Here is a 16,698-nt window from a genome sequence, read left to right on the forward strand (position 1 = left end):
TGGTAGCTCCGCTACAAGGCCATCCCGGCGCCTTGGAATCGCACGCACCATGCCGCGTCCGCTCTCCGATCGAAGGTCACCCGACAGGCTCTCAGTCCCAGGAGGTGTCCGGCGACTGATCCGCCGGACACCCTCTGGCGGGCGCTCTCAGGCCCGCTCCGCGCCGGCCAGCCGGGACCGGCGTCGCCCGTAGCAGGCGTACACCGCCGCGCCGACCAGCAGGAAGACCACGAACTGCACCCAGGTCGCCCAGCCCGTCCCGTACATCAGATAAAGGCAGAAGCCAACGCCCAGGATCGGGCTGACCGGGTAGAGCGGCACCCGGAAGGAACGCTTCAGCCCGGGGTGGCTGCGGCGCAGCGCGATCACCGCGATATTGACCGCCACCATGGTGGCGAGCGTGCCGATGGTGGTCAGGTTCACCACCGCGTCAAGGGACGCGAAGGCCGCCGGAACGGCAAAGACGGTGGCCACGATCCAGGTGTTGGCGACGGGCGTCGCCGTCCGCGGCGAGACGCGTTCGAAGACCCGCGGGACCAGGCCGTCACGGGACATCGACATCAGGATGCGGGTCTGCCCGTACATCACCGCGAGCACCACGGACGCGATGGCCACGACCGCACCGAAGGCGATGATGCCGCCGCCGACGGTCGAGTCGGTGACCTGGTCGACGATCAGCGAGAGCGCGGCCGGCTTGTCCGAGACTGCGTCCGGGCCCAGTGCCCCGATGGCGGTGAGGGCGACCGCGCAGTAGAGCAGGGTGGCGACGCCGATGCAGATCATGATCGCGATCGGGATGTTCCGGCGAGGGTTCTTGACCTCTTCGCCGGCGGTGGTGACGGCGTCGAAGCCGATGTACGAGAAGAACGCCAGCGAGGCGCCGGAGGTGATCCCGGCCACGCCGTGGGTGGCGAACGGCGAGAGGTGACCGGCCTCGAACGCGGTGAACGCGATGGCGCAGAAGGCGATCAGGATGCCGATCTTGAGGACGGCCATCGCGGCCGTGGCGCCCGCGCTCTCCCGGACGCCGCGCACCAGCAGGGTGGCGGCCATCATGATCACCACGACGGCGGGGAGGTTGATCACGCCGCCGTCGCCGGGCCCGGCGGACAGGGCGGCGGGCAGGTGCCAGCCGACGAGGCTGTTCAGCAGCTCGTTGACGTACTGGCTCCAGCCGACCGCGACCGCGGAGACCGAGACGCCGTACTCCAGCAGCAGGCACCAGCCGACGAGGAACGCGGTGCGTTCGCCCAGAGTGGCGTAGACGAAGGAGTAGGAGCTGCCGGAGACCGGGATCGCGCCGCCCAGCTCGGCGAAGGAGAACGCCGTGAAGATGCAGGTGATCGCGGCGAGGACGAAGGAGACGACAACGGCGGGACCGGCCTCGGCGACGCTGCCGGAGAGGCCGACGAAGATGCCGGTTCCGACGATGGCGCCGATGCCGAAGCACACGAGCTGGAACAGCCCCATGGTGCGCTTGAGGCCGTGCCCCTCCAGGTCGGCGCCGGATTCGGCGACCAGCTGGGTGGGGCTCTTGATGCGCAGTCCCGGCCGGGGCGACAGGCTCTGCGGGCGGAGCGGACTCACGGGGATGATCTCTTCTCTGGTGGAGCATGTGGGGCGTGCGCGCGGAGCTGGTGGGGGGCTCCGGCCGGCTCCGTGGGGGGGAACACATCGGGCACGACAATGGGGTCCGAGCCCGCGAGCTCGAACCCCACCAAGTGGAACCACTGTAACCAATTGCCTGCATGTTCACCCAATCGGGCGCATGTTCATACAGAACCTGGCGGCGCCCCGTCAGGCGGCGGCCAGGGTCGCCACCAGGACGGCCTTGATCGTGTGCATCCGGTTCTCGGCCTCGTCGAAGACGATCGAGTGAGCGGACTCGAAGACCTCGTCGGTGACTTCCAGCTCGGTCAGCCCGTGGGCGGCGTGGATCTCGCGGGCGACCTTCGTGCCGAGGTCGTGGTAGGCCGGGAGGCAGTGCAGGAACTTGACGTCGGTGTTCCCGGTGGCGTTCAGGACGTCCATGGTGACGGCGTACGGCGCGAGCGCCGTGATGCGCTCGGCCCAGACCTCCTTGGGCTCGCCCATGGAGACCCAGACATCGGTGGCGACGAAGTCGGCGCCGCGGACGCCCTCGGCGACGTCCTCGGTGAGGGTGACAGTCGCACCGCTGGCCTCGGCGAGCCTGCGGGCCCGCGCGACGACCTCCTCGGCCGGCCAGTAGGACTTCGGAGCGACGATCCGGACGTCCATGCCCAGCAGCGCACCGGTGACCAGGTACGAGTTGCCCATGTTGAAGCGGGCGTCGCCGAGGTAGGCGAAGACGATCCGCTCCAGCGGCTTGTCGCTGTGCTCGGTCATCGTGAGGACATCGGCGAGCATCTGGGTCGGGTGCCAGTCGTCGGTGAGCCCGTTGAAGACGGGGACACCGCCGTACGCCGCGAGCTCCTCGACGGCCGCCTGGCTGTCACCGCGGTACTCGATGCCGTCGAACATCCGGCCGAGTACGCGAGCGGTGTCCTTCACCGACTCCTTGTGACCCATCTGTGAGCCCGAGGGGTCGAGGTACGTGGTGGAGGCACCCTGGTCGGCGGCGGCGACCTCGAAGGCACAGCGCGTGCGGGTCGAGGTCTTCTCGAAGATCAGCGCGATGTTCTTGCCGCGCAGCCGCTGCACCTCCGCACCCGACTTCTTGGCGGCCTTGAGCTCGGCGGCCAGGTCGATCAGGCCGCGGAACTCCTCGGCCGTGAAGTCCAGCTCCTTGAGGAAGTGGCGGCCTGCGAGGTCTATGGCCATGGTGACTGCTCCTGGGTCGGGCGAGGGTCGCGCGTACAGTTCCCTGGAAGTCTATACGAGAGTACGCATCGCTATACAGTCTCGGGTGCTCCCGTGCCGTCGTCCGCACTCCCGTGCGGCCCGGCGTTCCCCCGTTCGGTCGGGCACCGCTCGTGCCTACACCGGATCGCGGACCACCGGGCAGCTCATGCAGCGGGGACCGCCCCTGCCCCGGCCGAGTTCGCTGCCGCGGATCTCTATGACCTCGATGCCCTGCTTGCGCAGATACGTGTTGGTGGTGGCGTTGCGCTCGTACGCGACGACGACGCCCGGCTCGACGGCCAGCACATTGCAACCGTCGTCCCACTGCTCGCGTTCGGCCGCGTGCACGTCCTGGGTGGCCGTGAGGACCCGGATCGAGTCCAGACCCAGCGCCGCCGCGATGGCCCGGTGCATGTGCTCGGGCGGATGGTCGGTGACCTTGAGCTCCCGCGGTCCGCTGCCGGGCTCGATGGTGTAGGAGCGGAGCATGCCCAGCCCCGCGTACTGGGTGAACGTATCGCCGTCGACCATCGTCATCACCGTGTCGAGGTGCATGAACGCGCGCCTCTTGGGCATGTCGAGCGCCACGATCGTCCGGGCGGAACCGGCGTCGAACAGTCCGCGGGCCAGCATCTCCACCGCCTGCGGGGTGGTGCGCTCGCTCATCCCGATCAGGACGGCGCCCTGCCCGATGACCAGGACGTCGCCGCCCTCGATGGTGGACGGATAGTCGTCCTGCCCCTCGGACCAGTGGTGGAAGGCTCCCGCCTCGGAGCCGGTGAAGAGGGGGTGATGGCGGTAGATCGCCTCGAAGTGGACGGTCTCGCGCTGCCGGGCGGGCCAGCGCATCGCGTTGATGGACACCCCGTCGTATATCCAGGCGGAGGTGTCCCGGGTGAAGAGGTGGTTGGGCAGCGGACCGAGCAGGAAGTCGTCCAGGTCCATGACATGGAAGCGGACGGATGTCGGCTCGCTGTGCCGTTCCAGGAACTCCCGCTTCGTCATACCGCCGACCAGCGCCTCGGCCAGCTCGGCCGTGGGCAGCTCCTCGAAGGCGGCCCGCAGGTGTTCGGTGGCGAGCGGGCCGTACTCCTTCTCGTCGAAGACCCGGTCGAGGACGAGCCGCTTGGCCACCGGGATGTCCAGGGACTCACGCAGCAGATCGCCGAAGAGGTGCACCTCCACCCCGCGGTCGCGCAGGACGTCCGCGAAGCCGTCGTGCTCCTGCCGGGCGCGGCGCACCCACAGCACGTCATCGAAGAGGAGCGCGTCCTTGTTGCTGGGGGTGAGCCGCTTCAGTTCCAGATCGGGGCGGTGCAGGATGACGCGGCGCAGCCGCCCGGCCTCGGAGTCGACATGGAATCCCATGCCTCCATCCTCACCGCGCGGAGCGCCGTTCACCCGGCGAATCGCCACCGAGTTCGCCACCGAATGCGATGCCGGGTCCGGCATCGCATCCCGGCGCGTTCCGGCTGCGGTCAGAGCCTCGGGTCGACGGGCTCCGACTCCAGGGCGAGTACCGCGAACACCGCCTCGTGGACCCGCCACAGCGGCTCGCCCTCGGCCAGCCGGTCCAGGGCCTCGAGACCGAGCGCGTACTCGCGGAGCGCCAGCGACCGCTTGTGGCCCAGGAACCGGGAACGCAGCCGCTCCAGATTCTCCGGACGCGTGTACTCGGGGCCGTAGATGATCCGGAGGTACTCCCGGCCGCGCACCTTGATGCCCGGCTGGACCAGCCTGCCCTTCTCGTCCCGCACGAGCGCGGCGAGGGGTTTGACGACCATGCCCTCGCCGCCGCTGCCGGTCATCTCCAGCCACCAGTCGGTACCGGCACGGACCGACGCCTCGTCGCCGGTGTCCACGACGAGTCGGCGGGTGACCTGGAGCAGGCCGGTGGGGTCGTGCTCCACCAGTCGGTCCAGCCAGGCCAGCTGCTCGTCATGCGGTACGGAGGCCAGTGAGCGCCCCTGCACGGCGAGGATCTGGAACGGGGCGATCCGCACCCCGTCCAGGCCCTCGGTGGACCAGCAGTAGCGACGGTAGGCGTCGGTGAACGCCGCGGCGTCGGCCGTCCGGTCCTGCTGACGGGCTGCCAGGTCGGCGACGTCCACACCGCGGACCGCCGCTGCCGCGAGTGCCGCGTCGACCTCGGGGAGTACGGCACCGGACGCGGCGCCGACCGCCGCGTACTGGGAGCGCAGCAGCCCGCCCGCCTTGAGGGACCAGGGCATCAGCTCGGCGTCGAGCAGCACCCAGTCGGTGTCCCACTCCTCCCACAGTCCTGCGGCGGCGACGGCCGTGCCCAGTCTGCCGAGGATCACCTCGGTCAGGGCGGCGTCGTCGAGGAACGGCCGTCCGGTACGGGTGTGCAGCGCCCCGGTCGGGCCCTCGACCCCGAACCGTTCGCGGGCCGCGTCCGCGTCACGGCAGACCAGGGCCACCGCCCGCGAGCCCATGTGCTTCTCCTCGCACACGACCTGCGCGACCCCGTCGGCCCGGTACTGGGCGAAGGCCTCGGCGGGGTGCTCCAGAAAGCCCTCCTCGTGGGAGGTCGCGGTGGGCGCCGTCGTCGGCGGGAGGTAGCCGAGCAGCCGCGGGTCCACAGCGAACCGGCTCATCACCTCGAGCGCCGCCGCGGCGTTCTCCTCGCGCACCGAGATGCGGCCCATGTGCCGCGTCTCCACGATCCGTCGGCCCTGCACATCGGCCAGGTCGAGCGGACGCCCCTCGCGGCCCCCGGGTGCCTCCGTGACGAGCGGCTTCGCGGGCTCGTACCAGACCTTCTCGGCCGGTACGTCCACGAGTTCGCGCTCCGGCCAGCGCAGCGCGGTCATCTTCCCGCCGAAGACCGCGCCCGTGTCCAGGCAGAGGGTGTTGTTGACCCAGGAGGTGCTGGGCACGGGGGTGTGGCCGTAGACCACGGCGGCACGGCCGCGGTACTCCTCCGCCCACGGGTAGCGCACCGGCAGGCCGAACTCGTCGGTCCCGCCGGTGGTGTCCCCGTACAGCGCGTGCGAGCGGACCCGTCCGGAAGTGCGCCCGTGATACTTCTCGGGCAGCCCGGCGTGGCAGACGACCAGCTTCCCTTCGTCCAGCACGTAGTGGCTGACGAGCCCGTCGATGAACTCCCGTACCTGCTCGCGGAAGGCCGGGTCCCTGGCGTCCTCACGGTCCAGTTGCTCGATGGTCTCGGCGAGCCCATGGGTGTGCTGGACCTTGCGGCCCTTGAGGTAGCGGCCGAGCTTGTTCTCGTGGTTCCCCGGCACGCACAGGGCGTTGCCCGCCGCCACCATGGACATGACGCGGCGCAGCACGCCGGGGCTGTCGGGGCCGCGGTCGACGAGGTCGCCGACGAAGACCGCCGTGCGCCCTTCGGGGTGCGCGCCGTCGACGTAACCGAGCTTGCCGAGCAGGGTCTCCAGCTCGGAGCTGCAGCCATGGATGTCACCGATGATGTCGAACGGACCGGTGAGATGACGCAGGTCGTTGTAGCGGCGCTCCAGCACCACGTCGGCGTGGTCGACCTCCTCCTCGGTGCGCAGGATGTGCACCTTGCGGAACCCCTCGCGCTCCAGGCCCCGCAGCGAACGGCGCAGCTCGCGGCGGTGGCGCGGGACGACGTGGCGGGGCATGCCGGCGCGGTCGGGGCGGGTGGCGTTGCGCGCCTGACAGACCTCTTCGGGCAGGTCGAGGACGATCGCGATGGGCAGCACGTCGTGGGTCCGGGCCAGCTGCACCAGCTGCCTGCGGCTCTCGGCCTGGACGTTGGTGGCGTCGACGACGGTCAGCCGTCCCGCGGCGAGCCGCTTGCCCGCGATGTAGTGCAGGACGTCGAAGGCATCACCGCTCGCGCTCTGGTCGTTCTCGTCGTCGGCGACGAGGCCGCGGCAGAAGTCCGAGGAGATGATCTCGGTGGGCTTGAAGTGCTTGCGCGCGAACGCGGACTTGCCGGAACCGCTGGCCCCGATGAGCACGACGAGGGAGAGGTCGGTCACCGGCAGCGTGCGGTGCGCGTCGGTGCTCTTTTCGGTGTCGTTGTCGGTCATGCTGCCTTCGCCTCCTTCTTCTTCGTGTCGTCCTTCTCCGTGTCGTCCTCGGCGGTCTTCGTGAACACGGCCATCTGAGTCGGCGGCCCCACCTCGGGGTCATCGGGTCCCACCGGCACGAAGCCGACTTCGTATCCGTGCCGCCGCGCCACTTCCTGCGCCCAGCCCCGGAACTCGGCCCTGGTCCATTCGAAGCGGTGGTCGCCGTGGCGCACGTGCCCGGCGGGGAGGCTCTCCCAGCGGACGTTGTACTCCACGTTCGGCGTCGTCACGAGCACCGTCCGCGGCCGGGCCGAGCCGAACACCGCGTACTCCAGCGCGGGCAGCCTCGGCAGGTCGAGGTGCTCGACGACCTCGCTGAGCACGGCCGCGTCATACCCGCCCAGCCGCTTGTCGGTGTACGTGAGCGAGCCCTGCCGCAGCGTGACGCGGCCGGCCTGCCGCTCGCCCATCCGGTCCAGCTTCAGCCGGCGCGAGGCGATGGTCAGGGCACGCATCGAGACGTCGACGCCGACGATCTCCGTGAAGCGCACGTCCTTCAGCAGCGCCTGAACCAACTGCCCCTGTCCGCAGCCCAGGTCCAGCACCCGGCTCGCCCCGGCGGCCCGCAGCGCCTCCAGGATCGCTTCGCGCCGCTGCTCGGCGAGCGGCACCGGCTTCTCCTCGGTGTCCGTCGTCTCGTCCACGGCGTTGTCGACGCTCTCCACCGCCAGGTCGTCCAGCTCGGCAAGCCGTACCAGTTCAAGCCGTTCCATCGCCTGCCGGGTCAGCCCCCAGCGCCGGGAGAGATAGCGGCTGGTGATCAGCTTCTGCTCCGGGTGGTCGGCCAGCCAGCCGTCACCGGCCCGCAGCAGCTTGTCCACCTCGTCGGGCGCGACCCAGTAGTGCTTGGCGTCGTCGAGCACCGGCAGCAGGATGTACAGCTGCCGCAGCGCGTCCGCGAGCCGCAACTCGCCCTCCAGCACCAGTCGTACGTACCGCGAGTCGCCCCACTCCGGGAACTGCTCGTCCAGCGGTACGGCCACCGCGTCCACGCTCGTCCAGCCGAGCGGACCGAAAAGCTTCGTCACGAGCTCCGCGCCACCGCGTGCCGGGAGCGCGGGCACCTCGATCCTGAGCGGCAGGGGCGCCGCCGCGCGCTCGGGCAGGGCCCGGCACACGCCGTTCAGAGCGGACTTGAAGACGGTGCTCATCGCGACGGAGAGCAGCGAGGACGCCGCGTACGGCCGGTCGTTGACGTACTGCGCGAGTGCCGCGTCGGGAGCGCCGCCGCGGCCCTTGCCCTTGCCCCGGCGCACGAGCGCCACGGGATCCACCTGCAGCAGCAGGGCTGCCGTGCAGCGCTCGGCGGATGCCTCGGGATAGAAGACATGCGCGGTGCCGTGGGAGGTGGAGAACGCCTGCGCCTTCTCGGGATGCTTGTGCAGCAGGAAGCCGACGTCGGTCGCAGGGCGCTCAGGGGTGCCGGTCGTACTGATGGTCAGGAACACACGTCCGAGTATGGTCTGGATCACTGCCCTCGACCAGGCATTTTCGTGGCATCCACGGGACGGCCCTCAGGGTGTCCGGGGTTCTTCTCTCCCCGCCTTCGGCCCCGCCTCCAGCAGCCCGGCCAGTTCCGCGATCAGCCCGGGCCCGACCCGGCAGCAGCCGCCGACCAGCCGCGCACCGGCCTCCTGCCAGCCCCTCACCCGGCAAGGGTCGAACGTGGCACCACCGGTCCATCCCCGGCCCTCGGCGTCCCACCGCTCCCCGCTGTTCGGGTAGACGACGACGGGTTTCCCGGTCATCTCGGCCGCCGTCACCACCGCCCGGTCCGCGTCCGCCGGATCGCAGCAGTTCACCCCCACGGCCACCACCCGGTCGTGCCCGGCGGCGAGCCCGAACGCCGTCTCCAGCGGCTGCCCCGCCCGGGTCCGGTCGCCCGCCACGCTGTACGAGAGCCAGACCGACAGCCCGCATTCATCGACCACCCGCAGCAGCGCCTCGGCCTCATCGGTGTCCGGCACCGTCTCCAGCGCCAGCACATCGGGGCCGGCCGCGGCCAGCGCCTCGATCCGGGGCCGATGGAAGCGCTCCAACTCCCGGACCGAGAGGCCGTACCGGCCGCGGTACTCGCTGCCGTCCGCGAGCATCGCCCCGTACGGGCCGACGGAGCCGGCGACCCAGACCTCCCGATCCGCCGCCGCACCGGCCCGCCGGGCCAGCTCCACGCTGGAGGCGAAGAGCTCCGTCGCCCGGACCCGGCCGATCCCCCGCCGCGCGAACCCCTCGTACGTCGCCTGGTAGCCGGAGGTGATGAGCACCTGCGCACCCGCCCGCACATACGCCCGGTGCGCGGCCTCGATCTGCCCCGGCTCGTCGACCAGCAACCGGGCCGACCACAGCTCGTCGGACAGGTCGCAGCCCTGCGCCTCCAGTTGGTTGGAGAGACCGCCGTCGAGGAGGACGGTGGACTCGTCGAGCGCGGCGGCCAGCGGGCGGGCGGGTTGCACAGGTGTTCCTTCCGGTCGTGGCTGCTCCTGCAGCTCCGTCGGTCAGTTCAGCTGGGACTGGACTTGCGAGGAGATCAGTTCCAGGTGCTCCAGATCGTTCAGGTCGAGGATCTGGAGATAGATCCGCGACGCCCCGATCTCGCCGTACCGGCCGATCTTGTCGACCACCTCGGCGGGCGAGCCCGCGAGCCCGTTCGCCTTCAACTCCTCCACGTCGCGCCCGATGACCGACGCCCGGCGGGCCACCTCCGCGTCGTCCTTGCCGACGCAGACCACCAGGGCGTTGGAGTACACCAGGTCGTCCGCGCCGCGCCCGGCCGCCTTCGCCGCTTCCCTGACCCGGCCGAACTGCTTCTCACTGTCCTCGAGGGAGGCGAACGGAATGTTGAACTCGTCCGCATACTGCGCGGCCAGCCGCGGTGTACGCGTCACACCGTGACCGCCGATCAGGATCGGCACCTTGGCCTGTGCCGGCTTGGGCAGCGCGGGTGAGTCGGTGAGCTGGTAGTAGGCCCCGTCGTAGTTGAACTTCTCGCCGATCCCGGTCGCCCACAGCCCGGTGACGATGGCCAGCTGCTCCTCCAGCCGGCCGAACTTCTCCTTGGGGAACGGAATTCCGTACGCCTTGTGCTCCTCCTCGAACCAGCCTGCCCCCAGACCGAGTTCGACGCGTCCGCCGGACATCTGGTCGACCTGGGCGACCTGGATCGCGAGGACACCCGGGAGCCTGAAAGTCCCCGCGGTCATCAGCGTGCCGAGCCGGATCCGCTTGGTCTCGCGCGCCAGCCCGGCGAGAGTGATCCACGCGTCGGTCGGGCCGGGCAACCCGTCGCCCGCCCCCATGCGGAGATAGTGGTCGGAGCGGTAGAACGCGTCGAACCCAAGGTCCTCGGCGGCCTTGGCGACGGTGAGCAGGGTGCCGTAGCTCGCCCCTTGCTGGGGCTCGGTGAAGATTCGAAGATCCATGATTCCATCCTGCACCTCCGAGCACCGGTCATTCCTCGCACCCGCCCGGCGCCGCCCCACCGAACGCCCCGCCGTGACGACCCCGCACCGTCACGGCTGGCCCGCCGCCGAGCCCGCCGGTCCGCGCACCGCACCGTACGCACCGTCCCGCTCCCGCTGCCGGTCCTGTTCCCGGTCCTGCTCGGCGAGGAGCCGGAGCATCCCGTGCACCCGGTCCAGCGCCTCGTCGGCCGCATCGATCGCCTCGATGCACTGCCAGTAGAGGCTCTCCTCGCCGGTGTCGCAGGCCACCGCGACGAGGGCCATCCCCATCTCCCCCAGCAGCGCGCCGAGACCGGTCAGGGCCGCCCGGGGATCGGCGACCTCGGAGAGCTGCGCGGCCCGCGCCGTGCCGGTTCGCACCACCGGATGATCCGGCGCACCGCCGCCGCTCCCCCCGATCTCACCGAGCTCCCGTGCCTCACCCCGCAGTGTCTTCGGCCCGTACGCCGCCAGCCGCTCGCCGATCGCCTGGGCCAGCGCCTGGACCTGCCAGGCCTCCGCCATGATGGACGGCGCGCCCCGGCTCTGCGCCAGAGCCCGCCGACTTACCTCTATGAGCCGCTCCGCTTCCATGTATTGCCCCCGTCCGAACGAAAACCCGCTCACCTCATCCATTACCCACAGTGAGGGGAGCGGCACCGAAAAGCCAGGGGATTTCGGAAATCTGTGGACACGAAGTCGACTGTGAAGAAATCGATCACTCCGAAGAGTGACGGTCTTGGGATTCCGGGGGCTTCGGAACCGGAAAGCGCGCTTCGTTCCGATCGATCTTCTCCGCCAGCGCCGCCAGCGCATCGATGCCCAGCACCTCGCAGAACTGCAGCAGATACGCGAGCACATCCGCGACTTCGTCCGCCACCCGATGCGCCGTCTCGGGCACCTCCATCACCCGCGCGGACTGCTCCGGCGTCAGCCACTGGAAGATCTCGACCAGTTCGGACGCCTCGACGCTGAGCGCGGCCGCCAGGTTCTTCGGGGTGTGGTACTGCTCCCAGTCCCGGGCGGCCGCGAACGCGGCGAGCCGTCGCTGCAGTGTCTGTACATCGAGTCCGTTCACGGTCCCAGGTCTACCACCGTCGCACCGGCCGTCCCGCGGGCCCGTCCGGCAGCCGCCTCCGCAACCGTCCCCACCAGTCTGAGGTGCCCGGTCGCGCCGATCGACGCGGCCAGGCCCAGCAGTTCCGCCACCTGCCGTCCGTCCAGGTCCCGGTCCAGCCCGTCGACCAGCACGGTGAGCGTCTGCATGGCCGACGGCACCTCCGCCGCGGTGTCCATGGCCAGCACGCCGGGGCCGGTGAGCAGGACCAGGGCGAGCGCCAGATACCTCAACTCGCCGTCGCCGAGCCGCCCGACCGGGGTGAGGTGACCGCCGTCGCGCTCCACCACGGCGCGCAGCAACCCGTTCGCGAGCCGCTCGATGCCCAGCCCCCTCACCGTCCCAGCGCATCCGGCAGCGGCCGCCGCAACCAGCCGGGCGTGCCGCTGTCCGCACTGGGTGTGTGTCCGTTCCAGTACCGCCGCGAGGTTGCCGCAGTCCCGGCGCAGCCGGTCCTCCCCACCGGGCACCGGCGCCCGCATCCGCTGCGGCTGCGGTTCGCACACGAAGACGGAGCGCAGGGCCACGACCATCTGTTCGGCGGCGGCAAGGACCTGTAACTGCCCCTCGGTCGTGCCCGCGACCCGCAGCGGCAGCAGCGCCGTGCCGAGCAGGTCGTCCGGCAGCGGCGCCCGGGTCACCGGGACGGTGCCGGCCGTGTGCCAGGACGCCTGGACCGTCGAGCCCCTGAGGTCGCGCAGCGCGGTGGTCAGCAGCGTCTCGCCGCCGCCGGTCAGCCGTTCGCCGACGATCCGAAGGGTGGGCTCGGCCTGCACGGCGAGGTCGAGCCGGACCGGTCCTGCCGGGCCGGTCGCGGTGCAGCCGATCCGGAAGCCGCGGCGGCCCTGGGCGTCGGGACCGGCCCGTTCGGGCACGTACGCCGCCGGATCCGGGAACACCTCGTCGAGCGGGTCGCCCGCGCCCAGCCGGGCCAGCGCCTCGTACGCCCGCAGCGCGCTGGACTTCCCACTGCCGCCGGCCCCGGCGAACAGCGTGAGCGGGCCCACCGGGAGGACGGCGCCACGGTGCGAGGCGAAGGCGGAGAGCCGCAGTTCCGTGACGACGGGACCGGCGGAACGGACAAGCTCGGTTCGGACGGGCTCGGTTCGGACTTCTCGGGCGGCCGATGTCACTGGGGTCGCCCACGGGTTCTCCGGGCAGCGTGCAGTCATGAGCGGACCGTACGCACACCGGCGACCGGCGAACCGTTCCGCCCGCACGACCTTCCTACGATCGGGGGACGCCCGCCCCCGTGACCCCTTCGACCTCCATGCCGACCGGCGACAGAAGAAACACGTTCCGGTCGACGCGGTGCATTCCGCTGCCGAGCCCGAAGACCACACCGCTGGTGAAGTCCAGGATCCGCTTGGCCACATCGGTCTCCGCACTGGTCAGATCGAGCAGCACGGGGATCTGTGCGACCAGATACTCGGCCACCTCGCGCGCGTCCGCGAAGACCTGCACCCGCAGCACGACCATGCGACGTTGCTCAACGGTCTCGTGATCGTCGGGGACGGCGCGGTGGTCGACCCTTGACGGCCACTCGTTACGGCTGCGCAGCGGTACGACCTGGGCCAGACCCTCCCACTGCTCGTCCGTGACGTCATACCTGTCGTACCTGCTCACCGGACCACCCCGTCTGTGCTTCGGTCGGCGTTGCGCCGGCTGCGCTCGCTGTTCATCGGGCAATTCTCGCGCCCCTCACCCGTTCGGCGTACCACCGACACGGGTCAGCGGCTGATCGACACCTCCTGCGGTGCCGAAAGCGCTGCGTCGCCGGTCACGTCGAGCGGGGGGAAACGGACCGGGAGATGCACCAGCGCGCGGTGGAACAGGTCGGGCCGCCAGATCAGTTCGCTCGCCGGAACGGCCAGCTCCGCATCACACGGCCGGCTGGTCAGCTGCTCGATCGCGGTCATCGCGATGAGCAGTGCCGGCTGCATCGCAGGGCACCGGTGCGGCCCCGCCGACCAGGACGGACGGGCGCTGCCTCCGGAGCGCACGCCGGGTTCCGAAGGGGCTGGCGGGGACTGGGTGTTGGTCTCTGCGAGGAGAGCGGGAGCAGTTGCCCGGCGCGCGCAGCCGGACGCCGTGGAACTCGGTGTCGTGGCGGGGGCAGTGCGCGGCGAAATCGGCCGGCGGCGGGTCCTGCCACAGGACCTCGTCGATCGCCTCGTGGGCCGCCGTCGCTCCGCCGTTCAGGAAGCCGGCGTAGCGCGTCAGTCAGCGTGTGCGGCAACGCGTTGCCGATCAGGTTGGTCGTCGCGTCGTGGCCCGCGCTCATGACCCAAGTGATCTGACGCACAGTCTCGTCGTTGTCCAGACCGGCCGGATGGCCGAGGAAGTACGAGGGGAGGTCGCGGCGGGGCCGGGCGTGTCCGTCGGCGACGAGGGTGGGGACGACGGTGACGAGATCGGCGTACGCGGAGGCGTTGCGCTCATCGCCCGCGTCGGCGCGTGACCTGTCATGCGGCTTGTGCAGCAGCGGCTGGGAGTTGAGCAGCGGCTGAATCCTGGCGGAGGGGCCGCGCATCGCCGCGCGTGCGGCCGCGTCGACCCGTTGCCGCTCCTCGATCCGGGTGTCACCGCTCGTGGTCTGCCGCCCCACGGGACTGCTCCACCTCATGAGCGACGACGGCGACATCGGTCATCACCTGGAGCACGCCGGGCAGTTCGGAGCCGTCGAGCTGCCGGTACTCGCTGCCGATCGTGACCACAAGGCGTTCGGCCAGGCCGAGTTCGGGGTGGCGCCCCTCGGCGATCACCCGGCGGGCCGCGTCCAGTGCGGGCACCCCGGCCGCGTGGAGAGCGTGGGCGCGTTCCCGTACGTACTCGAGGTAGCCCATGTGTGCGCGCACGCCGGCCGGGTCGAGGACCGGTCCGTGGCCCGGGACGATGGTCTCGGCGCCGGTGGCCAGCACCTGTTCGCAGGCGGCGATCACGTGGGAGAGGGGGCCCGCCCAGTGCACCGGGTGGTCGCCAGGCTGTTCCGGCGTGGAAGCGAAGATGACGTCGCCGCTGAACACGGTGCGCTGCGCGGGCAGATGCACGATCAGGTCACCCGTGGTGTGGGCGGGGGGCAGAGCCGTCATCCGGACGGGGTACTCCCCCAGGATCAGTTCGAGTTCGCCGGTGAAGTACGTGGTCGGCTGCACGGGTTCGGTCCGCGACCAGTCGAACGGGCCGAAGTGGCGCTTGAGGTACTCTCCGAGCGCGGTGGCCGGATCACTTCCCTGGACGAGCGCGTGCTGCTGCTTCGGGGTGGGTTCGTAGTGAATGTGTTCCCGGGCCTCGCGGGTCGCGATGATCTCCGCGTCCGGGAGTACGCCCGCGCCCCAGAAGTGGTCCCCGTTGGCGTGGGTGACGATCACCCGGTCGACGGCGGCGCCCTCGGGCAGCCGCTTCGTGGACTCGGCCAGGAACTGGCCGGCGAGCACGGGGTCGTACGGGGTGTCGATCCAGATCGCCCTACGAGGTGACGTCAGGAGGCCGCAGTTCGCGAAACCCCAGCCCCGTTTCGGCGGGAGCCATGCGTACAGGTCCCGGCCCAGCTCGACGAAGTCTCCGCCCGTGATCGACATGGACGCGATTATGCCGACCGTGATCCGGCAACGCGTTCGAACTCTGGCACCGAGGGGTCCGTTTGGCGCAAAGTCACTCTTTATCACGCCGGTCGCGGTGCGGCGGTGACGGTACGGGATCGGGCGCTCTCACCCCTGTACGACATCTTCCGGATGTTCGAGCTCCTTTCACCCGACGGTGTCACGCTTCTCGGTCATGGCCGATCGAGCGGCCGCCAAACAGGAAGGGGTCGATTACCCACCGAGCATGGCTGAAAACAGAGCGACCGTCCCGTCCGGGACACCTCCCGACGCGCCCACGCAGTTTCTGCGTTGCACCTGCTTCCGACGGGGGGAAGGGGGATCGGGCTCTCGTGCGTGTATCTCTGGGGCGAGGTGCACGGTGTGCGAGTGAAACCCGTCGGACAGGGCCGAAGCCCTGTCCGACACTTCCCGGTCAGATTCCGGCCAGGGCGTTCTAGCGGTCCTGACCGCGTTCGAAGTAAGCGATCAGCTCGGGGTCGAGGGTCGGCACGTCGTACGGTGCCCCGCCCTCACGCAGCGAGCGGGTCGCGAGGACTCCGGCGGCGACGCTCATCCGGGCGGCGACCGGGGAGGTGTCGGTGACGCCGCCGTCGCGGACGAACCGGCAGAACTCCTCCATGATCCGGGTGTCTCCGCCGCCGTGCGAGCCGCCTGCCTCCGGCACCCGGTAGGTGATGTCGGCCTCGGCGCGGTATCCGCTGGGTCCGGTGTTCCAGACCTTGACCTCGTCACCGGGGCTGTCGCCGAAGTTCTCCAGCCGCCCCTCGGTGCCGATGACGGTGTAGTTCCGCCAGTAGTCCGGGGTGAAGTGACACTGCTGGTAGGCGGCCACGACGCCGTTGTCGAGCTGCATGTTCATCACCGAGACGTCCTCGACGTCCACGATGTGGTGCAGGTCCTTGCGGGCCGTCGGCGGCCAGTCGAACTCCCGCAGCCAGTTGTCCGGGCGCGGGGTGTCCGCCTCGCGGCGCGGCAGGTCTCCGTAGACGAGGAGGTCGCCGAGGGCGTTGACGCGGCGCGTGTAGCCGCCGGCCAGCCAGTGCAGCACGTCGATGTCGTGCGCGGCCTTCTGGAGCAGCAGTCCGGTGGTGCGGGTCCGGTCGGCGTGCCAGTCCTTGAAGTAGTAGTCACCGCCGTAGCCGACGAAGTGCCGCACCCACACGGCCTTCGGCTCGCCGATGTCGCCGCGGGCGATGATGTCGCGCATCAGCCGCACGACGCCCATGTGGCGCATGTTGTGGCCGACGTACAGCCGGGTCCCCGTCTCGTACGCGGCGCGCAGGACGTTGTCGCAGCTCTCCACGGTGATACCGAGCGGCTTCTCGACGAAGACCGCCTTGCCGGCCCGCAGGGCGTCGATGGCGATGACCTCGTGGGTGTCGTCCGGGGTGGCGATGATGATCGCGTCGAGGTCGTCCCGGTCGAGGAGCAGCTTGTAGTCCTCGACCGCGACATCGGTGCCGAAGCGCTCGGCCTCGCGCTGCCGCACCTCGGGGTCGAGGTCGCAGACGGCGGTGATCGCCGAACCCTGTCCGGGGTGGTGGGCGGACATCGCGATGGAGCGGCGGAGGCCGAGCCCGATGACGCCGAGTCGCAGGTCTGACACGGGGGTCCCTTCTGTCTGT

Annotated in this window: 15 protein-coding genes; 1 reads left to right on the forward strand and 14 read right to left on the reverse strand. The window is 70.5% G+C overall.

Annotation, left to right across the window (positions count from 1 at the left end; all coding sequences use genetic code 11):
* Positions 1-147: 147 nt before the first annotated feature.
* From AB0I23_RS26565 to AB0I23_RS26620, 12 genes are all read right to left on the reverse strand, one after another.
* Positions 148-1,587, reverse strand: a complete 1,440-nt coding sequence (locus AB0I23_RS26565) for an amino acid permease (RefSeq protein WP_359112918.1) — start codon at positions 1,585-1,587, stop codon at positions 148-150.
* 210 nt (positions 1,588-1,797) lie between these two features.
* A complete protein-coding gene (gene argF, locus AB0I23_RS26570; protein WP_359112920.1) occupies positions 1,798-2,802 on the reverse strand; it encodes an ornithine carbamoyltransferase in 1,005 nt (334 codons plus the stop codon).
* Positions 2,803-2,958: 156 nt separating this feature from the next.
* Positions 2,959-4,191 carry an arginine deiminase gene (locus AB0I23_RS26575; protein ID WP_359112921.1) on the reverse strand — a complete coding sequence of 411 codons (1,233 nt, stop codon included), beginning with the start codon at positions 4,189-4,191 and terminating at the stop codon, positions 2,959-2,961.
* Positions 4,192-4,301: 110 nt separating this feature from the next.
* The gene (locus tag AB0I23_RS26580; RefSeq protein ID WP_359112923.1) at positions 4,302-6,869 is read right to left on the reverse strand and encodes a polynucleotide kinase-phosphatase; all 2,568 of its coding nucleotides are present in this window, start codon (positions 6,867-6,869) and stop codon (positions 4,302-4,304) included.
* Positions 6,866-8,359 (reverse strand): 3' terminal RNA ribose 2'-O-methyltransferase Hen1, encoded by a 1,494-nt coding sequence (locus tag AB0I23_RS26585; RefSeq protein ID WP_359112924.1) that lies wholly within the window; start codon positions 8,357-8,359, stop codon positions 6,866-6,868. Before AB0I23_RS26585 ends, AB0I23_RS26580 begins: the two co-directional genes overlap by 4 nt.
* Positions 8,360-8,425: 66 nt before the next feature.
* Positions 8,426-9,364, reverse strand: coding sequence for a homocysteine S-methyltransferase (mmuM, locus tag AB0I23_RS26590; RefSeq protein ID WP_359112926.1), 939 nt, complete (start codon positions 9,362-9,364; stop codon positions 8,426-8,428).
* Positions 9,365-9,406: 42 nt separating this feature from the next.
* The gene (locus AB0I23_RS26595; RefSeq protein ID WP_359112927.1) at positions 9,407-10,330 is read right to left on the reverse strand and encodes an LLM class F420-dependent oxidoreductase; all 924 of its coding nucleotides are present in this window, start codon (positions 10,328-10,330) and stop codon (positions 9,407-9,409) included.
* A gap of 90 nt (positions 10,331-10,420) precedes the next feature.
* Positions 10,421-10,945: a DUF6099 family protein gene (locus tag AB0I23_RS26600; RefSeq protein WP_359112929.1), complete on the reverse strand. Its 525-nt coding sequence runs from the start codon at positions 10,943-10,945 to the stop codon at positions 10,421-10,423.
* Positions 10,946-11,069: 124 nt separating this feature from the next.
* Entirely contained in the window at positions 11,070-11,429 is a 360-nt protein-coding gene (locus AB0I23_RS26605; RefSeq protein WP_359112931.1) for a nucleotide pyrophosphohydrolase, read from the reverse strand.
* Positions 11,426-12,640, reverse strand: coding sequence for an AAA family ATPase (locus AB0I23_RS26610; RefSeq protein WP_436847002.1), 1,215 nt, complete (start codon positions 12,638-12,640; stop codon positions 11,426-11,428). Before AB0I23_RS26610 ends, AB0I23_RS26605 begins: the two co-directional genes overlap by 4 nt.
* 55 nt (positions 12,641-12,695) lie before the next feature.
* A complete protein-coding gene (locus tag AB0I23_RS26615; RefSeq protein ID WP_037700939.1) occupies positions 12,696-13,094 on the reverse strand; it encodes a cell division protein SepF in 399 nt (132 codons plus the stop codon).
* A gap of 104 nt (positions 13,095-13,198) precedes the next feature.
* Entirely contained in the window at positions 13,199-13,387 is a 189-nt protein-coding gene (locus AB0I23_RS26620) for a hypothetical protein (protein ID WP_359112935.1), read from the reverse strand.
* Between the two features lie 413 nt (positions 13,388-13,800).
* On the opposite strand from AB0I23_RS26620, the gene AB0I23_RS26625 reads away from it, so the two are divergent.
* Entirely contained in the window at positions 13,801-13,929 is a 129-nt protein-coding gene (locus AB0I23_RS26625; RefSeq protein WP_359112937.1) for a hypothetical protein, read from the forward strand.
* A gap of 121 nt (positions 13,930-14,050) precedes the next feature.
* Here AB0I23_RS26625 and AB0I23_RS26630 read toward each other — a convergent pair whose 3' ends face one another.
* Positions 14,051-15,049, reverse strand: coding sequence for an MBL fold metallo-hydrolase (locus AB0I23_RS26630; protein ID WP_359112939.1), 999 nt, complete (start codon positions 15,047-15,049; stop codon positions 14,051-14,053).
* 457 nt (positions 15,050-15,506) lie between these two features.
* Positions 15,507-16,679: a Gfo/Idh/MocA family protein gene (locus tag AB0I23_RS26635; RefSeq protein WP_359112941.1), complete on the reverse strand. Its 1,173-nt coding sequence runs from the start codon at positions 16,677-16,679 to the stop codon at positions 15,507-15,509.
* Between the last annotated feature and the right edge of the window lie 19 nt (positions 16,680-16,698).

It is taken from the genome of Streptomyces atratus, from assembly GCF_040655115.1.
In the GTDB taxonomy this organism is placed as follows: Bacteria; Actinomycetota; Actinomycetes; order Streptomycetales; family Streptomycetaceae; genus Streptomyces; species Streptomyces atratus_D.

What these genes read in the sequence shown, in the direction of transcription:
- argF (WP_359112920.1), bottom strand. Translation starts at nt 2,802, where the DNA reads ATGGCCATAGACCTCGCAGGCCGCCACTTCCTCAAGGAGCTGGACTTC.
- AB0I23_RS26620 (WP_359112935.1), bottom strand. Translation starts at nt 13,387, where the DNA reads ATGACCGCGATCGAGCAGCTGACCAGCCGGCCGTGTGATGCGGAGCTG.
- AB0I23_RS26625 (WP_359112937.1), top strand. Translation starts at nt 13,801, where the DNA reads ATGGCCGAGGAAGTACGAGGGGAGGTCGCGGCGGGGCCGGGCGTGTCC.
- AB0I23_RS26610 (WP_436847002.1), bottom strand. Translation starts at nt 12,640, where the DNA reads ATGACTGCACGCTGCCCGGAGAACCCGTGGGCGACCCCAGTGACATCG.
- AB0I23_RS26630 (WP_359112939.1), bottom strand. Translation starts at nt 15,049, where the DNA reads ATGTCGATCACGGGCGGAGACTTCGTCGAGCTGGGCCGGGACCTGTAC.
- AB0I23_RS26600 (WP_359112929.1), bottom strand. Translation starts at nt 10,945, where the DNA reads ATGGAAGCGGAGCGGCTCATAGAGGTAAGTCGGCGGGCTCTGGCGCAG.
- AB0I23_RS26580 (WP_359112923.1), bottom strand. Translation starts at nt 6,869, where the DNA reads ATGACCGACAACGACACCGAAAAGAGCACCGACGCGCACCGCACGCTG.
- AB0I23_RS26575 (WP_359112921.1), bottom strand. Translation starts at nt 4,191, where the DNA reads ATGGGATTCCATGTCGACTCCGAGGCCGGGCGGCTGCGCCGCGTCATC.
- AB0I23_RS26595 (WP_359112927.1), bottom strand. Translation starts at nt 10,330, where the DNA reads ATGGATCTTCGAATCTTCACCGAGCCCCAGCAAGGGGCGAGCTACGGC.